The sequence below is a fragment of the Burkholderia sp. Z1 genome, assembly GCF_014893795.1.
In the GTDB taxonomy this organism is placed as follows: Bacteria; Pseudomonadota; Gammaproteobacteria; order Burkholderiales; family Burkholderiaceae; genus Burkholderia; species Burkholderia theae.
In genome coordinates this window covers 1736305-1755779 of record NZ_JACFYL010000002.1, presented here as the reverse complement: position 1 = coordinate 1755779, position 19475 = coordinate 1736305, and the positions used below count along the sequence as shown (strand labels likewise).

General features: G+C 65.8%; 20 protein-coding genes. 13 read left to right on the top strand and 7 right to left on the bottom strand.

Annotated elements, in window-relative coordinates; genetic code table 11:
• Window positions 1-143 precede the first annotated feature (143 nt).
• Entirely contained in the window at window positions 144-944 is an 801-nt protein-coding gene (locus H3H55_RS24905) for an SDR family NAD(P)-dependent oxidoreductase (protein ID WP_193100624.1), read from the bottom strand.
• Window positions 945-1080: 136 nt separating this feature from the next.
• On the opposite strand from H3H55_RS24905, the gene H3H55_RS24900 reads away from it, so the two are divergent.
• The 6 genes from H3H55_RS24900 to H3H55_RS24875 all read left to right on the top strand — a co-directional run bounded on the left by H3H55_RS24900 (window position 1081) and on the right by H3H55_RS24875 (window position 6882).
• Window positions 1081-2040 (top strand): GlxA family transcriptional regulator, encoded by a 960-nt coding sequence (locus tag H3H55_RS24900; RefSeq protein WP_193100623.1) that lies wholly within the window; start codon window positions 1081-1083, stop codon window positions 2038-2040.
• 155 nt (window positions 2041-2195) lie between these two features.
• Window positions 2196-2522: a hypothetical protein gene (locus H3H55_RS24895; RefSeq protein ID WP_193100622.1), complete on the top strand. Its 327-nt coding sequence runs from the start codon at window positions 2196-2198 to the stop codon at window positions 2520-2522.
• Between the two features lie 221 nt (window positions 2523-2743).
• Window positions 2744-3202 carry an MEKHLA domain-containing protein gene (locus H3H55_RS24890; protein WP_226800360.1) on the top strand — a complete coding sequence of 153 codons (459 nt, stop codon included), beginning with the start codon at window positions 2744-2746 and terminating at the stop codon, window positions 3200-3202.
• 726 nt (window positions 3203-3928) lie between these two features.
• Window positions 3929-4840, top strand: a complete 912-nt coding sequence (locus H3H55_RS24885) for a MurR/RpiR family transcriptional regulator (protein WP_193100620.1) — start codon at window positions 3929-3931, stop codon at window positions 4838-4840.
• A gap of 489 nt (window positions 4841-5329) precedes the next feature.
• Complete coding sequence (locus tag H3H55_RS24880; protein ID WP_193100619.1) at window positions 5330-6109, top strand: response regulator transcription factor; 780 nt, start codon at window positions 5330-5332, stop codon at window positions 6107-6109.
• A 593-nt stretch (window positions 6110-6702) separates the two neighbouring features.
• A complete protein-coding gene (locus tag H3H55_RS24875) occupies window positions 6703-6882 on the top strand; it encodes a hypothetical protein (RefSeq protein WP_193100618.1) in 180 nt (59 codons plus the stop codon).
• Window positions 6883-6903: 21 nt separating this feature from the next.
• Here H3H55_RS24875 and H3H55_RS24870 read toward each other — a convergent pair whose 3' ends face one another.
• Entirely contained in the window at window positions 6904-7878 is a 975-nt protein-coding gene (locus tag H3H55_RS24870) for a LysR family transcriptional regulator (RefSeq protein WP_193100617.1), read from the bottom strand.
• A gap of 131 nt (window positions 7879-8009) precedes the next feature.
• Between H3H55_RS24870 and H3H55_RS24865 the strand changes: the two genes are divergently transcribed.
• Window positions 8010-8861, top strand: coding sequence for a class I SAM-dependent methyltransferase (locus H3H55_RS24865; protein ID WP_193100616.1), 852 nt, complete (start codon window positions 8010-8012; stop codon window positions 8859-8861).
• Between the two features lie 68 nt (window positions 8862-8929).
• Entirely contained in the window at window positions 8930-9694 is a 765-nt protein-coding gene (locus H3H55_RS24860) for an MFS transporter (protein WP_319022327.1), read from the top strand.
• 82 nt (window positions 9695-9776) lie between these two features.
• Here H3H55_RS24860 and H3H55_RS24855 read toward each other — a convergent pair whose 3' ends face one another.
• Complete coding sequence (locus H3H55_RS24855; protein WP_193100614.1) at window positions 9777-10268, bottom strand: 2,4'-dihydroxyacetophenone dioxygenase family protein; 492 nt, start codon at window positions 10266-10268, stop codon at window positions 9777-9779.
• Between the two features lie 159 nt (window positions 10269-10427).
• On the opposite strand from H3H55_RS24855, the gene H3H55_RS24850 reads away from it, so the two are divergent.
• Genes H3H55_RS24850 through H3H55_RS24840 form a run of 3 tightly spaced genes read left to right on the top strand, consistent with a single transcriptional unit; the run spans window position 10428 to window position 12541 of the window.
• On the top strand, window positions 10428-10916 hold the full coding sequence (locus tag H3H55_RS24850; protein WP_412024624.1) for a MarR family winged helix-turn-helix transcriptional regulator: 489 nt from the start codon (window positions 10428-10430) through the stop codon (window positions 10914-10916).
• Window positions 10917-10952: 36 nt separating this feature from the next.
• On the top strand, window positions 10953-11288 hold the full coding sequence (locus H3H55_RS24845; RefSeq protein WP_193100612.1) for a hypothetical protein: 336 nt from the start codon (window positions 10953-10955) through the stop codon (window positions 11286-11288).
• Window positions 11285-12541 carry an MFS transporter gene (locus H3H55_RS24840; RefSeq protein ID WP_193100611.1) on the top strand — a complete coding sequence of 419 codons (1257 nt, stop codon included), beginning with the start codon at window positions 11285-11287 and terminating at the stop codon, window positions 12539-12541. Before H3H55_RS24845 ends, H3H55_RS24840 begins: the two co-directional genes overlap by 4 nt.
• A gap of 150 nt (window positions 12542-12691) precedes the next feature.
• On the opposite strand, the gene H3H55_RS24835 is transcribed toward H3H55_RS24840, so the two are convergent.
• A complete protein-coding gene (locus H3H55_RS24835) occupies window positions 12692-13642 on the bottom strand; it encodes a LysR family transcriptional regulator (RefSeq protein ID WP_048251992.1) in 951 nt (316 codons plus the stop codon).
• A gap of 105 nt (window positions 13643-13747) precedes the next feature.
• On the opposite strand from H3H55_RS24835, the gene H3H55_RS24830 reads away from it, so the two are divergent.
• Window positions 13748-15106 (top strand): aspartate aminotransferase family protein, encoded by a 1359-nt coding sequence (locus tag H3H55_RS24830; RefSeq protein WP_193100610.1) that lies wholly within the window; start codon window positions 13748-13750, stop codon window positions 15104-15106.
• Window positions 15107-15155: 49 nt separating this feature from the next.
• Complete coding sequence (locus tag H3H55_RS24825; protein ID WP_193100609.1) at window positions 15156-16673, top strand: CoA-acylating methylmalonate-semialdehyde dehydrogenase; 1518 nt, start codon at window positions 15156-15158, stop codon at window positions 16671-16673.
• A 116-nt stretch (window positions 16674-16789) separates the two neighbouring features.
• Here the strand turns inward: H3H55_RS24825 and H3H55_RS24820 are convergent, their stop codons facing one another.
• The 3 genes from H3H55_RS24820 to H3H55_RS24810 all read right to left on the bottom strand — a co-directional run bounded on the left by H3H55_RS24820 (window position 16790) and on the right by H3H55_RS24810 (window position 19456).
• Window positions 16790-17164 carry a hypothetical protein gene (locus H3H55_RS24820; RefSeq protein ID WP_129514815.1) on the bottom strand — a complete coding sequence of 125 codons (375 nt, stop codon included), beginning with the start codon at window positions 17162-17164 and terminating at the stop codon, window positions 16790-16792.
• A 295-nt stretch (window positions 17165-17459) separates the two neighbouring features.
• On the bottom strand, window positions 17460-18392 hold the full coding sequence (locus tag H3H55_RS24815) for a DMT family transporter (RefSeq protein WP_193100608.1): 933 nt from the start codon (window positions 18390-18392) through the stop codon (window positions 17460-17462).
• Between the two features lie 131 nt (window positions 18393-18523).
• Window positions 18524-19456, bottom strand: a complete 933-nt coding sequence (locus H3H55_RS24810; protein ID WP_193100607.1) for an AEC family transporter — start codon at window positions 19454-19456, stop codon at window positions 18524-18526.
• Window positions 19457-19475 lie beyond the last annotated feature (19 nt).

Below are 19475 nucleotides of genomic sequence, written 5' to 3'. Positions count from 1 at the left end.
ATGAAGCGATCGTCGCGCGCCCGGAAACGTGCCGCCGAACATCGGACGACCGTCGGCCGATTCGCCGCGCGTCGCGTCGTCCGGCGGCACGTTCCGGTGTTCGACGCGCGTGCCGCCGTCGATCAGATGGCTTCCCGTTGCGATCAGCGCGCCGGCGCGTAGCGCAGTGCCGGCGTATCGGTCGACAGGTGCGGCGCCATCGTGCGGCGCGCGGTCTCGTACGCCTCCCATTCGTCGCCCGCGTGCAGCGACGGGATCGTCACGAGTTCGCCGCGATCGAAGCCGACCAGCGCCGCGTCGACCAGGTCGGCCGCCGGCATCACGATTTCCTTCGGCAGGTGTTCGACCGGCAGGCCGGCCGTCTGCCAGAACTCGGTGGCGGTGGCGCCGGGCAGCACGGCCTGCACCTGCACGCCCTTGTCGGCGAGTTCGTGATGCAGCGACTGGCTGAACGCGAGCACGAACGCCTTGCTGCCGCCGTACACGCCGTTCAAAGTTTCCGGCGAGATCGCGACGATCGACGAAATGTTGATCACCGCGCCGCGGCCGCGTGCGACGAAGCCGGGCACGGCCGCATAGGTGAGGCGCGTGAGCGCGGTCACGTTCAGGTCGATCATCCGCGTCATCGCGTCGACGTCGCTGTCGAGCAGCGGCGCATGCGTGCCGACACCCGCGTTGTTCACGAGCAGCGTGATGCTCGCGTCCTGCTTCAGCTTTGCCTCGACGGCGGCGAGCGCCGTGCGGTCGTTGAGGTCCGTGTCGACGATCTCGACGCTGCGCTGCGTGTCGTTCGTGATGCGCTCGGCGAGGGCGGCCAGCCGGTCCCGGTTGCGTGCGACGAGGATCAGGTCGTAGCCGCGGCGCGCGAGCCGGTCGGCGTAGAGGGCGCCGATGCCCGACGAGGCGCCGGTAATGAGGGCGGTACCGCGATGCGTTTGCGTCATGATGTGCTCCGTTTCGATGAAGTTGGCCGAATGGCGTGAATGCATTCTGGCCTCGGATCGCCGCGACACAAATGACGTAGATGGGTATGATTCAGGACATCGGGCCGACCGACCCGCCCGGGACTGGAGAACACACATGCACCGAATCGGCTTTCTGATCAGCGACGGCTTCCAGATCATGGCGCTCGCCGCGCAGTCGGTGTTCGAGTACGCGAACATGGGCGCGGGCGAGCCGTTCTACGTGATGGACAACTATTCGGTCGAAGGCGGCGACGTGCGCTCGTCGCTCGGGCTGTCGGTCGCCACGCGCGCGCTGCGCGGCCGGCTCGATGTTGATACGTGGATCGTCGCGGGCGTCAACGATCCGGTCGCTTCGCCGGCGCCGGCCGGCGTCGTCGCGTTCCTGCGCCGCGCGAACGTGCGCGCGCGGCGGGTCGCCGGCATCTGCACGGGTGCGTTCGTGCTGGCGGAGGCCGGGCTGCTCGCGCAGCGCCGCGCGACGACGCACTGGGCGTACGGCCGCGACATGCAGCGGCTCTATCCGGAGATTCGCGTCGAGGAAGACCGGATCTACATCGTCGACGGTCCGATCTGGACGTCGGCCGGGATGACGGCCGGCCTCGACCTCGCGCTCGCGATGGTGGAAAAGGATCTCGGCGCCGAGGCCGCGCGCTCGGTCGCGCACAAGCTCGTGATGCATCAGCGGCGGGCCGGCGGCCAGTCGCAGCATTCGGAAATGCTGGAGCTCGCGCCGAAATCCGACCGGATTCAGAACGCGCTGAACTATGCGCGTCAGAACCTCGGCCGCGCGCTGACGGTCGAGGATCTGGCCGAGGCGGTTCATCTGAGCCCGCGGCAGTTCAGTCGTGTGTTTACGCTCGAAACGGGGCAATCGCCTGCGAAGGCGATCGAGCGGTTGCGGCTCGAATCGGCGCGGCTGATGATCGAACAGAGCCGCCATCCGCTGGACGTGATCGCGAAGGAGAACGGTTTTCGCGACCGCCGGCACATGCGCGAGGCGTTCGTGCGCGGGTTCGGCGTGCCGCCGCAGGCGATGCGGCGCGATGCGCGCGTGGATGACCGGGGAGGTCGTTAGGCCGGTGGTTGCCAAAGGCCGGGGCAGGTGGATGAATCGGGTCGGCTTGGGTGGGGGCGAGGGCTGTTGCCGGCTGGATTTGGCCACAATCCGCTATTCGACACTTGAGTTTAAATTGCTGACAATTGGGTGTATCTGACCGGAAGAGAACACACATGGCGGCTGATCGCGATTTCCACTCGAACTGGAGCAAGACCTCGGAATATCTTCGTGATGCGCGAGCCCACCTCTCGGAAACTGCCGAAGGCGTGTGCGCGGATGAGATCGCCGAATTTGAGGAGTTCCTGACGCGCAACGAACTTGAACTGGCGTTGGACGCCATCGAAGCCTCTTTCAGGATGGGGGGCGATGCGAACTGGCGCGTGCTGGAGTATATGGCCATGGCAGCGCTGAGCATGAAGCTGGTAGATCGCCAAAAGATGTACGATCAATGGCTAACACAAGCGCGAGGGTGGAATTACACGACGGTTCTGCCACGATAGCTTGCAAGACGAATGACCGGTTTACGTCGAATTGGAGGACCGCTTGCATACCTCGGACAGTGGAATGCCCGCTTCGCACCATTTTCCGGCCGATTGATTAATCACCGCCCACTGCCGCCGCTGGACGCCGGGAAACAAGGAACCTTAGCCTGCAGATGCGGTATCGCGAGCACCACCACAGTCGCGCAGACGGGCCCACGATCTCCGTCGAGATGTCTCAGATGATCCCACTCCACAGCAATCCAGCCTTCTATCAACTCCTTGCCGACAGCTATGCCCAACTGCTTGGCCGCCCCCTGGCGCCTCAGGCCATGCCCGTGGTCGAAGCTACCGAATGGCTCTATGAGCGTGCGCCGTTCGCGGTACTCGCGCACAACACCGATCCCGACCCGCTCTTTATTTACGGCAACAAGGCCGCGCAGCGCCGGTTTGGGTATAGCTGGGATGAAATCACCCGACTGCCGTCCCGACTTTCAGCCGAGGCCCCGAATCGCGAGGAGCGGCAGCAATTCCTCGCACGCGTACAGCGGCTCGGCTACGAGGCGGGCTACAAGGGCGTGCGGGTCACCAAGTCAGGCCAGCGCTTCATGATCGAGGAAGCCACGCTGTGGCAACTACTCGACGCCGACGGCACATTGCACGGCCAGGCGGTTGTCATCCCGCGTACGCGTGACATCTGATCGCGCATAGCAATCATTTATGCGTGAGCCCTTCGGAAGTAAATGGGTGAGGGGAAGCTGATTCGAAGTTGGTGACGTCGAGCAGCAGCGAAGACTACAGGTCGAATCCGCTATTCGGGCGACCTCCCATAACGGTCGAGAATTCGCGAATCGAGCGATTTCATAAATCTGTTGCGTTGATCGGCTGAATCCGCACTTGAAAGCAGTCGTCGCGGTGGAGGCAGTCTGAACGGCGGTTGAGGGTCGAGTTGAGCCAGTCGCGGTTTGTCGGTGCGCCCAGCGACCGCGTTCGGCCATGAGCGGTCATTGAAACCTGCCGTGCGACCTCGGCAACCCGTCTGCGTCCCGGTCGGCCCACCACACATCCGACTCCTCTCCTCCAGGCGTTCGCGCTTGCGCGTGCGCTTCGTCGGCCAGTTCAGGCTCAGGTCGGTTTGTTCCACGAGCTACCCGCCGATCCTCGACAAGCACATCGGAAGGTGAGTTCTGCAGAACATTCGCGGCGGGACAACCACCCGTTCGTTCATTGGTGCGAGTTTTAACGGGGTCGAATTCATAGGATCCCTTGCGGGCAGACGTTCCGGACGTTCGTCTGTGGCGGTATCGAAAGAGCCACTGTTACGGAAGACATATCAGACAAGAAGCGATCTCGTTAACACTGATTGTGTAAATATATTTACACAGTAAGATTGTAAGTAAATTAATTTACACAATCACGGTGAGCGTATGCCAACCGATGTGACGACGGGTTCAATCGGTCCGGATGAGCCGCCTGGTGACGAGGCAATGGAATCGCGCATTGCGCGCTTGATGCCGACGCTGACGCCGGCCCATCGGCGCGTGGCGGAATTCGTGCGAACGAACCTCGTCCGCGCGGCGACGATGCGAATCGACGAATTCGCTGCTGCGGTCGACGTGTCGGTCGCCACCGCAAACCGGTTTGCGCGTGCACTCGGCTTCGATGGTTATCCGCATTTTCGGGCGAGTCTGGTTCCTGACCTCGAGGCGATCTTTGCCCCGGTCGAGCGCTTGCGCAGCGCACTTGAATCAGAGGCACCCGGGGCCCAGGCGCTGGGTACTGCGCTGGCGCGCGAGGCGGAAAACATTGAAGCGTGTTTCCGTGCACTGGATCCGCATGCCTGCGAGCTGGCCGTGAAAGCCATCGTGGATGCCGACCGGGTTTTCATTCTCGGGTATGGCTCCAGCGGTTATCTCGCGAGCTTGATGGAACACGGGCTGAATCCCTATCGGAACAACGTGCGGGCGTTGTCGATGGGAGGCGGGCCGGAACATGCCGCACGCCTTCTTTTCGATGTCACGGCACGTGACCTGGTTGTCGCGATCGCCTTCCCTCGTTATGTGCGCGACACGATCGCACAGGCTGAACGTGCGCATAAGCAGGGCGCCCGGCTGCTTGCCCTGACTGATAGTCCGGCGTCGCCGCTGGCAGGCTTTGCAGAGGCTTCATTGTTCGTCAACGCAAAACGACAACTGACGGCGTGTTCCAACGCGACGATCCTCGCGCACATCGAGGCGCTGTGCGATGCCGTTGCGCGTTGCGTGCCGAAGTCCGCGGCTTCGTCGAAGAGGATGACCGAGTTTGCATTGCCCTGGATTTATCAATCCGGGCGCAAGTGAGGATGGTGCCGATGCGGGGCGCCGGTATGTGTTTCATCACGTTGCGTGATCGTTGCTCTTCTGAGCGAAGGAGATGGATTCCGGGAAGCGAACTCGAAATTGTCAACATTACCGGTGCCAGGAACACATTGCTACTGCATTCCCGATGATCAGGACTGACGATATTGGGAGAGGTAGCCGCAAGCCGGCAGTTCACGCATGGTGCATGCAGGGCGGCGCGAAATTTGCCCGAGAAGAACTGTCGAGGCGGAGGCCGCCTGGGCTTCATGCCTCTCGTCGAGAGTGGCGGAAGATGGGCCAGTTGTGATCACGGCGCACGTGCGTTCGAACAGGATAAGGCGGAAAGCCGTGCTGTCGGACGCGCTGTTTATCAATAGAGCAAAGCGTAGAGTGAATCGGTAGACGAATGGGACTGAACGTGTCGATGCGTGACCGTTGCCCGGATCTCCGAAAACCTGAAACGCAGGCACGAGACTGTGTGGTGACGCAATGGACATCTTGTTAGTGGAAGACGATCCTCTTCAGGCATCCGTTTTCGAAAAGGCATTACAAAATCTGGATCGGGAGATATGCAAGGTGCGTGATGGCCAGCACGCCGTGCAGTTTCTCAGGAATCAGCGTGTGGAACTGGTTGTGCTTGACTGGCATTTGCACAGCATGAGCGGTCTGGAGGTATTGCGCTGGATACGCGCGAATCTCGGCGACGAACCTACGGTGCTGTTTCTGACCGCCAGAGTGCTTGAGATTGACGTCGTTGCCGCGCTCGACGCGGGGGCCGACGAGTACATCGTGAAGCCATTTCGGGAAATCGAACTTGCTGCGCGCGTCAAGGCGTTGCTGCGTCGATGCGCGTACGGAAGGAAGCAGGCCGAACTGACCCGGGTGGGTGCCTACGTACTGGACCCGGCGATGAAGAGCGTGTCGCTTCGTGATGAGACGGTCGATTTGACATCGAAGGAGTTCGCATTGGCAAAATACCTGTTCGACAACCTCGGAAGGGTCATTTCCCGAGATACGCTCGAGGCCCTCGCGTGGGGGAGGCCGCTCGACGGCTTGTCGAGGAGCCTCGATACCCACATGTATCGAATTCGGCAAAAATTGACGCTTCGCCCGGAAAACGGTTTTCGTTTGAGCGCCGTGTACACGCACGGCTATCGGCTCGACGAGGTCGACGGAGGGTCTCCGGCGGCCTCGAAGGAGAGCGGGCGGCGTGAAATGACGAAGGAAGCAGGTTCGGTGGCGATGCCCGAGGCGGTTCATGCAGCATGAACCGCTTTGGTGCCGGGACAGGGTGCTCTTGGACTGCGCGTCGAAGCGAAAATCGCGCGACGATGAATTGACGGGAAGAGCCGATGTGGCGCTTTCCGCTCCCGGTTGAACCATCAAGCGCACCGGATCAGGTTTGTGTCGAGCCTCATTCGCTATCGCTTTTTCTCCCCATCGGCGGACGACCGCTTCGGGTCGGCATCTGCCGTCGACGTCTGTTGACTCCAACAATGCGGCGCGACCTTCACCGTCGGTCCGGGTTCAGCCAGTCGCGGATGTCGGCGGGTTCCATCGCATCAACATTCAAATGTCGCCTGCGCCGAGGCGACGGGCTTTCGCGCGAATTCTGTGTCCGGAGATGCTGGGATTTCCAGACAATCGCCGATCGTGGTCAAAGGCTGGCCGGGACGGCCATCCTGATGTCTGCGCGCCAGAGCGCAGAACGATCACGCGCCCCCCGAGCCTGAATGCCCGAACATGGCGGACGCATGTTTGGGATGCGTCTTCAACTCATCGCTGCTGTGGCACCTGCCCAATTTCCGTTATCCCGGTCCCACGGAGGCGCTCCACCGAACGCATCGACCAGGAAATCGATCATGACGCGCACTCTGGCTTTGGCGCTTGAGGAAATCTCGCCCAAGTTCGAGCGGCAGACCGGACATTGTCTCGCAACCACGTTCGACAACGCGGCCACGCTGAAGCGACGGATCGACGCGCGGGACGCATTCGATGTCGCGATCCTGTTGCCCGATCAGATCGACCATCCGATTCGCTAATCGGCCATGCGAAAGAAACCATCATCCGTTTTTCCTCGGTCCTGCGCGCCCCGGTGCAAGATGCGCCACGACCTTGCCAGCACCTGGCGGGTGGTTCTTCACATGATCGATGAACGCGCGCAGCTTCGGCATGATCTGCCGGCGGCCTGGATAGTAGAGAAACACGCCCGGCCTCACCGGCGCAAACGGCTCCAGCACGTGCACCAGGGTTCCCGCTTTCAGCGCTTCCGAGACCATCGGCTCAGGTAGCTGCGCCAGGCCCAGACCTTCGATTGCCGCACCCAGCAGGGTAGGAAAATCATGTGCGATGAACGGACCCGATACGGCGACCTCGATCTCGCGATCGTTGTCGTCGTTGAATGACCACGGCGCGATCGCACCGCTGGATCTCCGCCATCGCAAGCACGCATGTTCGCGCAGATCGTCCACGCGTTCGGGACGGCTGCGGCCTGTGAAGTAAGTCGGACTGCCGACGATGGCGAGACGGAACGGCGGCGTCAACGGCACCGCGATCATGTCGGCGTCGACGAACTGACCCAGGCGGATGCCGGCGTCGAATCCTTCCGCCGCGAGATCGACCAGCGCTTCGTTCGCGGCAATCTCGACTTCGATCTCGGGATACGCGCGGCAGAAGGAGGCAATCAGCGGTTCCAGCAGGATCGGCACCACCGCGCGCGGCACCGAAAGTCTCAACAGTCCGGTGGGCCGCTGGCCGAGATCGCGTGCGATCTCGCCAGCGGCGACGAGCTCTTCGAACGCCGGCTTGGCACGCGACAGAAACCGTTCGCCGGCTTCCGTCAGGCCGACGCTGCGCGTGGTGCGGATGAAGAGTGCGGCGCCAATGCGTTCTTCAAGCACACGCACGGCCTGACTGACGGCCGACGGCGTCACGCCGAGTTCAGCGGCCGCGCGGCGAAAACTGCGATGCCGGGCAACGCTGAGGAACGCTTCCACGCCGTCGAGCGCGCCTTGCCTGACTGTGAAGTTCTGCTTCATGGCCCATCAACATTGTGATGAATAGTCGCTCGCCAGCGGCCATGGTACACCTGCACATGCAGACGAGGCATCGCGCCGATCTCGGTACGCAAGCCCGAAACGATCTGCTCGAAACCATGGAGGAACTCACCATGAACGATGCACTGGATGGCGTGCGCGAGCACTATCGCGCGACCGGCCTGACCGAGCGGCTGAAAGCCGCACTCACGGAGCTTGGACCGGAGGATCAACTGTTCACACCGCGGCAACTGGATGCCCTCGACCAGTTTCACACGCGCGGGCTGGCTGCCACCGACGAGCTTGCCGAACTGGTCGGGATCACTGCGGACACCGCGGTGCTGGACGTCGGGTCGGGCATCGGCGGGCCGGCTCGCGTGCTGGCTGCAACCCGTGGCTGCCGGGTGACGGGCATCGACCTCAGCGAGCCGTTCGTGGATGCTGCACGCTATCTCGCGCAGCGCACCGGGCAGAGCGGGCAGGTGTCGTTCCGTACCGCCAGCGCGCTGGACCTTCCGTTCGACGACGGCCGTTTCGATGTCGTGTTGCTGCAGCATGTGGCGATGAACATCGCCGATCGCGCACGGCTTTACCGCGAGATCCGGCGCGTGCTGAAGCCCGAAGGCAAATTCGCGACGTACGACGTCGTCGCCAACGGCAGCGAACTGCACTATCCCGTTCCGTGGGCGCGAACCCCGGCCACGAGCTTCCTGATGACGGCCGATGCAACACGCGAGGCCATCGAGGCAGCCGGTTTCCGCACGCTAACCTGGCAAGACGACACGGAGGCCGCCAAAGCGTGGATCGCCCAACGACGCGCGTCCGGGCCGCCGCCGTCGCCGAATCTCGGCATCGTGCTGGGGCCGGACTTCGCGCAACTGTTCGCGAACCTGGGACGCAATCTGGTCGAAGGCCGGGTCGGCATTCTCACCGCGGTGTTCGAGGCCGACGCCACGAATACCCCGAGCCGAATGGAGGCCCGCTGATGACAACCGCTCCTTTTCCTGCCGGTATCGTTCCGTCGCGTGCCGCCTGGCGCGGCCTGCTCTGGATCGTGCCGCTGACGGTCGTGTGGCTCGGCCTGATCTACTGGCAGCCGGCCATCCCGGCGAGCGGCGTTCCGGCCACAGCTCACCAACTGACGGTCCATGCGGTCGTCGCGATCGGGTTATGGCTCGGCCTCGAACGCACCGGCCTGACGCCGGGCCAACGCAGCACGACCTGGCTTGCGGTCATGATTCCGTACACGCTTTGGTTCGCTGTCGCGTGGAGCGCCGCCATCGATGGCACTTTCCGCGCGGGCTCGCCGGATGCGCCGCCTTTGCTGCCGTTGGCGATCGTTCTGCCGGTGCTGATCGGTGCGCCACTGTTGCTGTTGTCGCGGCGGGTCGGGCAGGTGCTCGATGCGATGCCGGCGACATGGCTCGTCGCGCTTCAGCTTTACCGCGTATTCGGCGGTTGGGCGCTCGCCGCGTGGCTGCATGGCGGGATGCCGGGCGTGTTTGCGTTGCCGGCCGGAATCGGCGACGTGCTGACCGGCGTGTTCGCCGTGCCGGCGGCCATCGCCGTCGCGACCGGCACGGCCGAGGGCCGGAAGGCGGCGATCATGTGGAACCTCTTCGGTCTCGCGGATTTTGCCATCGCGATCACGTTGGGCATGATCACGTCGCCCGGACGGTTCCAGCTGATCGTTCCGAATGTGCCGAGCATCGGTGCCGGCGTTTATCCGGATGTGTTGACCCCGGCGTTCGTGGTGCCGACCTCGATCCTGCTGCACGCGCTGTCGCTGCGCCAGTTGATCCGGCGGTCCGCTGACTAGCCCCGTTCGGCGATGCGGCGCGGCCCCGGTATTTCGACGCCGGGCGTGCATGCCCGATCGCCAAATTCGATCCCGCCTGACGTCAGCGCGTCACGAACGCCACGGCGTCGTCCGGTGCCATGCGCGCATGCTTGCGCTGGCGCAGCAGCGCGACACGGCAATTCTCGCGTGCGGTTTCGCGGCCGTCGTCGTCGAGCAGCACGAGATCGCCGCGCATCACATTCAGCGTGATCACGTCGTCGCCCGGCGCGCCGAGCGTTTCCGGCGTATGCACCGAGCCGGCCGGTTCGAGCACCGTCGAGCCGGCATGCGCGACCCAGTCGTATTCGCGGTAGCGCCACGCGCCCTGCAGCGTATGGACGAACACCTCGCCGTCATGACGGTGGCGCGGCAGCGTACCGCCGGCCGGCATCTTCAGTAGCGCGGTCAGCGTGTCCTCGGCCGCGTTGATATGCAGGTACTTGATCGCCAGCCCCGGCAGGTCGGCGCTCATCGGCAGCCACGGCAGCGCGTCGCCGGGCAGGCACGAGATCGGCGGCAGGTCGGTGGCGAGCGGGGCGGAAGGCTGCGTCATGGCGGGCGGTAGTGCGGAAATGGGGAGCCCGCATTATCGCAGAGCCGGATCGCTCGGCTGAACGCGACGTTTCGCGTTCGTCTCCGAATCTCGGGCCGCTGCGAACACGCGTCGGCTGAGCATCGATATATACAGTCAAACTGTACAGTTTTTCTGTATATGGACTATCATCGCGTCATGAACACGCCATCCTCGTCCCCCGAAACGCTCCCCCTGGCCGGTCTCGCCGGCGAACTCCGCATCTCGGTCGGCAAGCTGATACGGCGGATGCGGGAGCAGACCCGCCCGAACGACCTCACGTCTTCCCAGAGATCGGTGTTGCTGCGGCTCGACCGCGACGGTCCCGCGACCGTGTCGGCGCTTGCCCGCGCCGAAAGCGTGCGCCCGCAGTCGATGCGCGTGACGGTGGCGGCGCTGGAAACGATGGGTGCCGTCAGCGGCGCGCCCGATCCGACCGACGGCCGGCAGACGCTGATCGCGCTCACGCCCGGTTTCCGCAAGGTGCTGCAGGCCAACCGCGCGGCCAAGGACGACTGGCTGTTCCGCGCGCTGCACGCGCAGTTGTCGGCGCGGGAACAGGCCGAACTCGCGTCGGCGGTGAAGCTGCTGCAGCGGCTCGCGGAATTCCAGGAATCGGCCCGCCCGTAACCCCATCGACCCGCCCGGCGGGAGGAAAGCCAGAACATGAACCTGCTCCATCTCGTGTCGTACTTCTTCGGCGGCGCGTTTCTCGCGAACGCCGTGCCGCATCTCGTCAGCGGGCTGCGCGGCGAGCCGTTCCAGACGCCGTTCGCGAATCCGCCCGGCCGTGGGCTGTCGTCGTCCACCGTCAATGTCGTGTGGGGCATGGTCAATCTCGTGATCGGCTATGCGCTGGTCCGCCGGGTCGGCGAGTTCGACCTGAACGCGACGGCCGACGCGGCCGCGCTCGGCGCCGGCGTCCTCGCGCTCGGCCTGTTCGTCGCACGGCACTTCGGCGCGCTGCACGGCGGCAACGATCCGGAACGGGAGCGGCCATGAGCGTGCCGGCGGCAGGCGTGTTCCGTTCGCTTCGGAGTTTCAATTACCGCGTGTGGGCGATCGGCGCGCTGGTATCGAACATCGGCACGTGGATCCAGCGCACCGCGCAGGACTGGCTCGTGCTCACGCAGCTCACGCATCACGACGCATCGGCGGTCGGCACGGTGATGGCGCTGCAGTTCGGGCCGCAGCTCCTGCTGTTGCCGTGGACCGGTTATGCAGCCGACCGCTTCGACCAGCGCAAGCTGCTGATGGTGACGCAGGGGCTGATGGGCGTGCTGGCGCTGGTGCTCGGCGCGCTGACGGTCACCGGTGTCGTACGGCTCGAGCATGTGTACATCTTCGCGTTCCTGTTCGGCTGCGCAGCGGCGTTCGACGCGCCCGTGCGGCAGACCTTCGTCGCGGAACTGGTCGGCGACCGCGAGCTGGCGAACGCGGTCGCGCTCAATTCGACGTCGTTCAACGCGGCGCGGATGATCGGCCCGGCGGCGGCCGGGTTCCTGATCGCGTCGATCGGCACCGGCTGGGCGTTCCTCGCCAACGGGCTCAGCTTCTTCGCGGTGCTGGCGTCGCTGTCGCTGCTCCGGGAGGACGAACTGCGCGCGAATGTGCGGGCGGGCCGCTCGCGCAGCGGGCTGCTCGACGGGTTCCGTTATGTGTGGCGGCGCGACGACCTGAAGGCGATCCTCGTGATGCTGTTCCTGATCGGCACGTTCGGGCTCAACTTCCAGCTGTTCATTTCGACGATGGCGGCCAGCGTGTTCCACGTCGATGCGCGCGGCTTCGGCGTCCTGTCGTCGATGATGGCGGTCGGCACGGTGACGGGCGCGCTGCTCGCGGCCCGCCGCGAACAGCCACGGTTCCGGCATCTGTGGTTCGGCGCGGCGCTGTTCGGGCTGGGCTGCACGCTCGCCGCGCTGGCGCCGAGCTACTGGCTGTTTGCCGCCGCGCTCGTGCTGACCGGGATCGCCGCGATCACCTTCATGAACTCGACCAACAGCCTGATGCAGCTATCCACCGAGCCGGCGATGCGCGGCCGCGTGATGGCGCTGCGCCTCGCGGTCGCGCTCGGCGGCACGCCGATCGGCGCGCCGGTGGCGGGCTGGGTCGCGAACCATCTCGGCCCGCGCTGGGCGCTCGGCGTCGGCGCGGCGTCTGGCTTTGCGGCCGCGCTCGTCGCGACGCATTTCGTGAAGCGCAGCCGGGCCAGGCTGCGCGCAGGCGGCGCGGCCGATCAGGGCGAACGCGTGTGATGTAACAGGGCTAGGGCGCACCCGGCCCAGCCCGTTTCATATTCGAGGTCGGCGCGCGTACGCAGGGCCGGCCGATCGTCCTGCCGATTGTTCCGCTTGTGAGATGCCAAAAGGCTCGCCGCCGGGAACCGGATTCCCCGCGTGCGCCGCCTACGCCGCCGGCCGGGCCGCCGCATGCGCGGCTTCCAGGCACGACTGGAACAGCAGCGCGGCTCGCGACGGCCGCGGCGAGCGCCGCAGCAGGCTCACGAACCGGCACCGGTAATTGAACCGGTGCGGCGCGATCGGCTGCATCAGCCCCTTGGTTTCGAAACTTTCCGCGTAATGGTCGGGCAGGAAGCCGAGATAACGACCGGACAGGATCAACGTCGCGATCGACTCCTGGTCCGACGCGGTCGCACTGCGCGTGAGCTTCGCGCGATGGCTCAGTTCCATGTTCGGCGAATGGAAGCCGAGCCCCGCGAACGCGTGGTTGCGAATCGTCGTCCACGTGAGCTTGCCGTGCGGCGCATCGTAGAGCGGATGCTGGCGGCCGCAGTACAGCAGCATCCGTTCGTCGAACAGTTCCGAATACACGAGGCTGCCCGAATTGCGGTGCGCGGGAATGATCCCGACCTGATAGCTGCCGTCGATGATCCCGCGCTCGACCTCGTTGATCGACGCGACGTGCAGGTTCAGCGCGACGTCCGGCGCCTCGTCGGCGAACTGGCGGATCGCGTCGCCGAGGCGCGCGTTCGCGTTGGTGGCCGTCTTGTCGAACACCGCGATGTGTAGTTCTCCGCCCATCCGGTCGTGAATGCCGTCGATCCTGCTGCGAAATGCCTCCATCGACGCGAGCAGTCGCAACGTCTCCTCGTACACCGTCTGCCCCTCGGGCGTCAGCGTGAAGCCCGCGCGGCCGCGCCGGCACAGCACGAGGCCGAGGCGCGTTTCCAGATCCTTCACGTGCCGGCTGATCGTCGAGATGCCGATATTCAGTTCCAGTTCGGCCGCCGCCATCCCGCCGCACTGCACGACGCCCTTGAAGACCCGCAGCAGGCGGAGATCCATGTCGCTGAGCTGCCCGAGCAGCGCGCGGCTCTTCGGTTGCTTTGATTGCATAGTTGCGCAAGTGAACATTGATATTGCGATATTGAAGAGACTAATTGGCCTCCCGACAATGCGCAACATCATCACAAGAAGGAGGGGCGCGCCGCGCCGACCGACATGACCGACATCACCACCGCCGCGCAGCAGGACGACACGACCATCCGCACCGACGCCGCATGGCTCGACGCGCACTGGATGCCGTTCACGGCCAACCGCCAGTTCAAGGCCGACCCGCGCATGATCGTGTCGGGCCAGGGCGCGTATTACACGGATGGCGAAGGCCGCAAGATCTTCGACGGCCTGTCGGGCCTGTGGTGCACGGGCCTCGGTCACGGCCGCACGGAAATCGTCGAAGCGGTGAGCCGCCAGGTCGCGCAGCTCGACTACGCGCCGGCGTTCCAGTTCGGCCATCCGAAGTCGTTCGAGCTGGCGAACAAGATTAAGGACCTGACGCCGGCGGGCCTCGACTACGTGTTCTTCACGGGTTCGGGCTCGGAAGCGGCCGACACGTCGCTGAAGCTGGCCCGCGCCTACTGGCGCGCGAAGGGCAAGGGCACGAAGACGCGCCTGATCGGCCGCGAGAAGGGCTACCACGGCGTGAACTTCGGCGGCATCTCGGTCGGCGGGATCGGGCCGAACCGCAAGCTGTTCGGCCAGGGCCTCGACGCCGATTTCCTGCCGCACACGCAACTCGCCGAGAACAAGTTCTCGCGCGGGATGCCCGAGCACGGCGCCGAGCTGGCCGACCGCCTGCTCGAGCTGATCGCGCTGCACGACGCATCGAACATCGCGGCCGTGATCGTCGAGCCGTTCTCCGGCTCGGCCGGCGTGGTCGTGCCGCCGAAGGGTTATCTGAAGCGCCTGCGCGACATCTGTACCGCGCACGACATCCTGCTGATCTTCGATGAAGTCATCACGGGCTTCGGTCGTGCCGGCGCGATGACGGGCGCCGACGCGTTCGGCGTGACGCCGGACATCATGAACTTCGCGAAGCAGGTGACGAACGGCGTGCAGCCGCTCGGCGGCGTGATCGCGACCAAGGAAATCTACGACACGTTCATGGCGGCAGGCGGCCCCGAGTACATGCTCGAGTTCCCGCACGGCTACACGTATTCGGCGCATCCGGTGGCATGCGCGGCCGGCGTCGCGGCGCTCGACCTGCTGGTGAAGGAAGACGCGGTGGGCCGCGTGCGCGATCTCGCGCCGCATTTCGAGGCGGCCGTGCATGGCCTGAAAGGCCAGCGTCACATCACGGACATCCGCAACTACGGCCTCGCGGCCGGCCTGACGATCGCGGCGCTGCCGGGCGAACCGGCACGGCGCCCGTACGAGATCGCGATGCGCTGCTGGGCGAAGGGCTTCTACGTGCGCTACGGCGGCGACACGATCCAGCTCGCGCCGCCGTTCATCGCCGAGAAGCGCGAGATCGACAACCTGATCAACGCGCTGTCCGACGCACTGAACGAAGTGGACTGAGCCGCGTCTCGCCCCAAGCGACAACCGAATTCACGAAAGAGCCTGAACGATGAGACACGACAGCAATGTGACTTCCACCCTCGGCCACCTGATCGACGGCAAGCGCGTCGACGGCGGCAGCCGCGTCCAGCCGGTGTTCGACCCGGCCACCGGCGAATCGGACAAGAGCGTCGCGCTCGCCGACAAGCTGACCGTCGAAGCCGCGATCGCGTCCGCGCAGGCCGCGTTCCCGGCGTGGCGCAACACGCCGCCGCTGAAGCGCGCACGCGTGATGAGCCGCTTCAAGACGCTGCTCGAGGAGCACGCCGACGAGCTGTGTGCGCTGATCACGGCCGAGCACGGCAAGGTGCTCGCCGATGCGATGGGCGAACTGCAGCGCGGGATCGAGAACGTCGAATATGCGACCTACGTGCCCGAACTGCTGAAGGGCGAGCACAGCAAGAACGTCGGCCCCGCGATCGATTCGTGGAGCGAGTTCCAGGCGCTCGGCGTCGTCGCCGGCATCACGCCGTTCAACTTCCCGGTGATGGTGCCGCTGTGGATGTGGCCGATGGCCGTCGCGTGCGGCAACACGTTCGTGCTGAAGCCGTCCGAGCGCACGCCGTCGTCGACGCTGCGCATGGCCGAGCTCGCGGTCGAGGCCGGCCTGCCGCCGGGCGTGCTGAACGTCGTGAACGGCGACAAGGAAGCGGTCGACACGATCCTGACCGATTCGCGCGTGAAGGCCGTGAGCTTCGTCGGCTCGACGCCGATCGCCGAATACATCTACTCGACCGGCTGCGCGCACGGCAAGCGCGTGCAGGCGCTCGGCGGCGCGAAGAACTTCGCGGTCGTGATGCCGGACGCCGACATCGGCAACGCGGTGAACGCGCTGATGGGCGCCGCATACGGCTCGTGCGGCGAGCGCTGCATGGCGATTCCGCTGGTCGTCGCGATCGGCGACGAAACGGGCGACAAGGTCGTCGCGGGCCTGAAGGCCGAGATCGAGAAGATGAAGGTCGGCCCCGGCAACGGCGCGGGCGTCGACATGGGCCCGCTCGTCACGCAGCAGCATTTCGAGAAGGTGACGGGTTTCGTCGAGGCGGGTGTGGCGGCGGGTGCGGCGCTCGTCGTCGACGGCCGCGGCGTGAAGGTCGACGGACACGACGGCGGTTATTACCTCGGCCCGTGCCTGTTCGACAACGTGAAGCCCGGCATGCCGATCTACCAGCACGAGATCTTCGGGCCCGTGCTCGGCGTGATCCGGTTGAAGTCGCTCGACGAGGCGATGGCGCTGATCGACGCGCACGAATACGGCAACGGCACGTGCCTGTTCACGCGCGACGGCGAGGCCGCGCGCTACTTCAGCGACAACATCCAGATCGGCATGGTCGGCATCAACGTGCCGCTGCCGGTGCCGGTCGCGTACCACTCGTTCGGCGGCTGGAAGCGTTCGCTGTTCGGCGACCTGCACGCGTACGGCCCGGACGCCGTGCGCTTCTACACGAAGCGCAAGACGATCACGCAGCGCTGGCCGTCGGCCGGCGTGCGCGAAGGGACGGTGTTCAGCTTCCCGTCGAACCGCTGACGCGCATTTCGGCTGCAACACGGCTGACGTAAAGGCGCAAAGGCTCGCCCCGATCGACGATCCGGGCGGGCTTTTTTACGTTCGCGCCGATTGTGCGGAAGTCGGCGGAAGAACGCTTACGGCGTGGCCACGTGCCACATGTCCTTGAAGTTGTCGCCGTTACGGTCGCCCTGTTTCATGTCCTTCGAGAAGAAGTACAGCGGCTTGCCCTTGTACGCCCATTGCGGGCTGCCGTCGTCGCGCTTGACGATCGTGTAGGGCCCGGCCGGAACGTCGGTCGCGCTGGCCTTGTACGGCGGCCAGAACGATTCGCACTGGCCCGAGCAGGCGCTGGTGCCGGCGTTGGCCTTGTCCTTGTCGAATACGTAGACGGTCATTCCGTTCGCGGCGACGAGCGCGCCGTTTTCGACTTTGGTGATCGAGCCTTGGGCCGAGGCTGAAGCAGACGCAATGACAAGCAGGGCGGAACTGACGAACAACACGGCTTTCATGTGTGCCTCCTGGTAGTCCGGTGGGCGGCCGCGGTCGCGCGCACGGGCGAGCGTGCGCCAGGATCGCGATGAATGGTGCCGGAACGCGGTGCCGTCGCCGCCGGCGCGAGCGACGCAGGGTCGGATGGCGGCAAACGGGGCGCTACCTTCACGATAGGCGGTTTTTGGCAGGGCTGCGAGTAGAACGGGGTGCGTATCGGCCGGGTGCAGGTGTCGCGCAACGGCGCGGCGAACGCCGTCGCGATTCCGGATTCGGCATCTGTCCCCGAGCCCGGCCGGCGCGCAGATCAACGCGTCAGCGCCGCGCGCGATTGGTCAGCGCGACGCCCGCGATCACGAGTGCGCCGCCGGCCAGCATCGATGGCGACAGCGGTTCGCCGAGCAGCGCGACCGACAGCAGCACGCCGAACACCGGCACCAGATTGGTGAACACGGCGGCGCGGGCCGGCCCGAGTTCGCGAATCCCTTGCGAATACCAGACGAACGCGACCACCGTGCCGATGGCGCCGAGGTAAATCATCGACGCGACGGCCTGCCACGTCGGCGGCATGCCGCTGCTCGTGTGCGAGCCGGACAGGTGCGCGACGAGCAGCAATCCAAGACCCCACAGCGCCGCATACGTCGTGGCTGCCAGCGGCGACAGCCCGTCGAGCGCGCGCCGGCCGATCACGGTATAGGCGGCCCAGCTCAATACCGCGCACAGCATGTAGCGCTCGCCGGCGCCGAACGTGTTGCCGAGATCGGTCAGCACGCGCAGCAATTCGCCGCGGCTGATCACGATCAGCGCGCCGAACAGCGCAACGGCGATGCCGGCCCAGCGCGACAGCGACAGGCGTTCGCGCACGACGACCGACAGCAGCACGGCGGTGGCGACCGGATTCAGCGCGACGAACAGCGCGGTGCGACCGGCCGGCATCCGCGCGAGCGCCGCGAAAAAGCACACGTTGTACAGGAAGATGCCGGTCGCGCCGAGTCCGAAGGTCGTCACGATCTGGCGGCCGCTCAGCTTCGGCAGCCCGCCTTCGATCTTCCACGTCAGCACGACCAGCAGCAGCGCGGCGATCGCGAAGCGGCCGGTGGCCGCCGAGGTCGCGGACATCGTGGCAGCCAGGATTCGGCCCGCGATGAATGTGCCGCCCCAGAACAGCGCGACGAGCGTGAGCTTCACGTAGATGGCTGCGTTCGGCCGGGTGGCGACGATGCCGGCGGGTGGGGCGGGAGCGTTCATGTGACGGTTTTTCTCGAAAAGCGCCTGCGGCAACGCGTGCGCAACCGCGCGCGGCTGACGATGCCGATCCGCGCGCTGGCTGGCCTGCAGGCTGATTCAGGGGATAGGTGGCCGGTGTCGGTGCGGCGCCGTCAGCGAAACGCGGGGGCCGACGCGAGCGCCGTCAGCACGACCGGCATCGCGAGCGCTGCCGCGATCGTCTGGAACGCGGTGATGCCGGCCATCAGCGGCGCGTCACCGCCGAGCTGGCGCGCCATGATGTACGACGCCGACGAGGTCGGCAGCGCCTGGAACAGCAGCGCGACGGTCAGTGCCGCATCGCCGAGCCCGAACAGGCGGCCGGCCGCGAGCGTGATGAGCGGCATCGCCAGGAACTTGAATGCCGACGCAACGCAGACCGGCTGCAGCCACGCGCGGGCCGCATCGAATTTCAGCGCGGCGCCCACGCACAGCAGGCCGAGCGGCATCGATGCGGCGCCGAGCGCGCGCACGGCCGGCTCGACGGCGGCCGGGAACGCGACGCCGCCGGCCTGCATCGCGATCCCGAGCACGCATGCGACGACGAGCGGATTCGACAGGATCTGACGCGCAAGCGCCGCCGCGCCGAGCCGCGTGTCGCCGTAGCGCGCGAAGACCAGCACGCACATCAGGTTGACGGTCGGGACGATCGCCGCGACGCACACGGCGGCGAGCGCGATGCCTTGCGCGCCGAACAGCCCGGCCGCCAGCGCGGTGCCGACATAGTTGTTGAAGCGCACGGCGCCCTGGAACACCGACGTGAAGCCGGCGCCGTCGACCCGGACGAACCGGCGGACCAGCAGAAGAAGCGCCGCGGCGAGTGCGGTCGAACCGACCAGCGCTGCCGCGAGCGGTAAAACGGGCAGCGATTGCAGTCGCGCGTTCGCGAGGCCGTCCGCGAACAGCGCGGGCAGCAGCACGTAGTAGCAGAGCCGCTCGGCCTGCGGCCAGAACGCTTCGGCGATGAAGCCCGTGCGGCGCAGGCCGTGGCCGAACGCGACCAACAGCGCGACCGGCGCCAGCGCGAGCAGGATCGGGCCGATCATCGGCGCACCGTCACGTGGG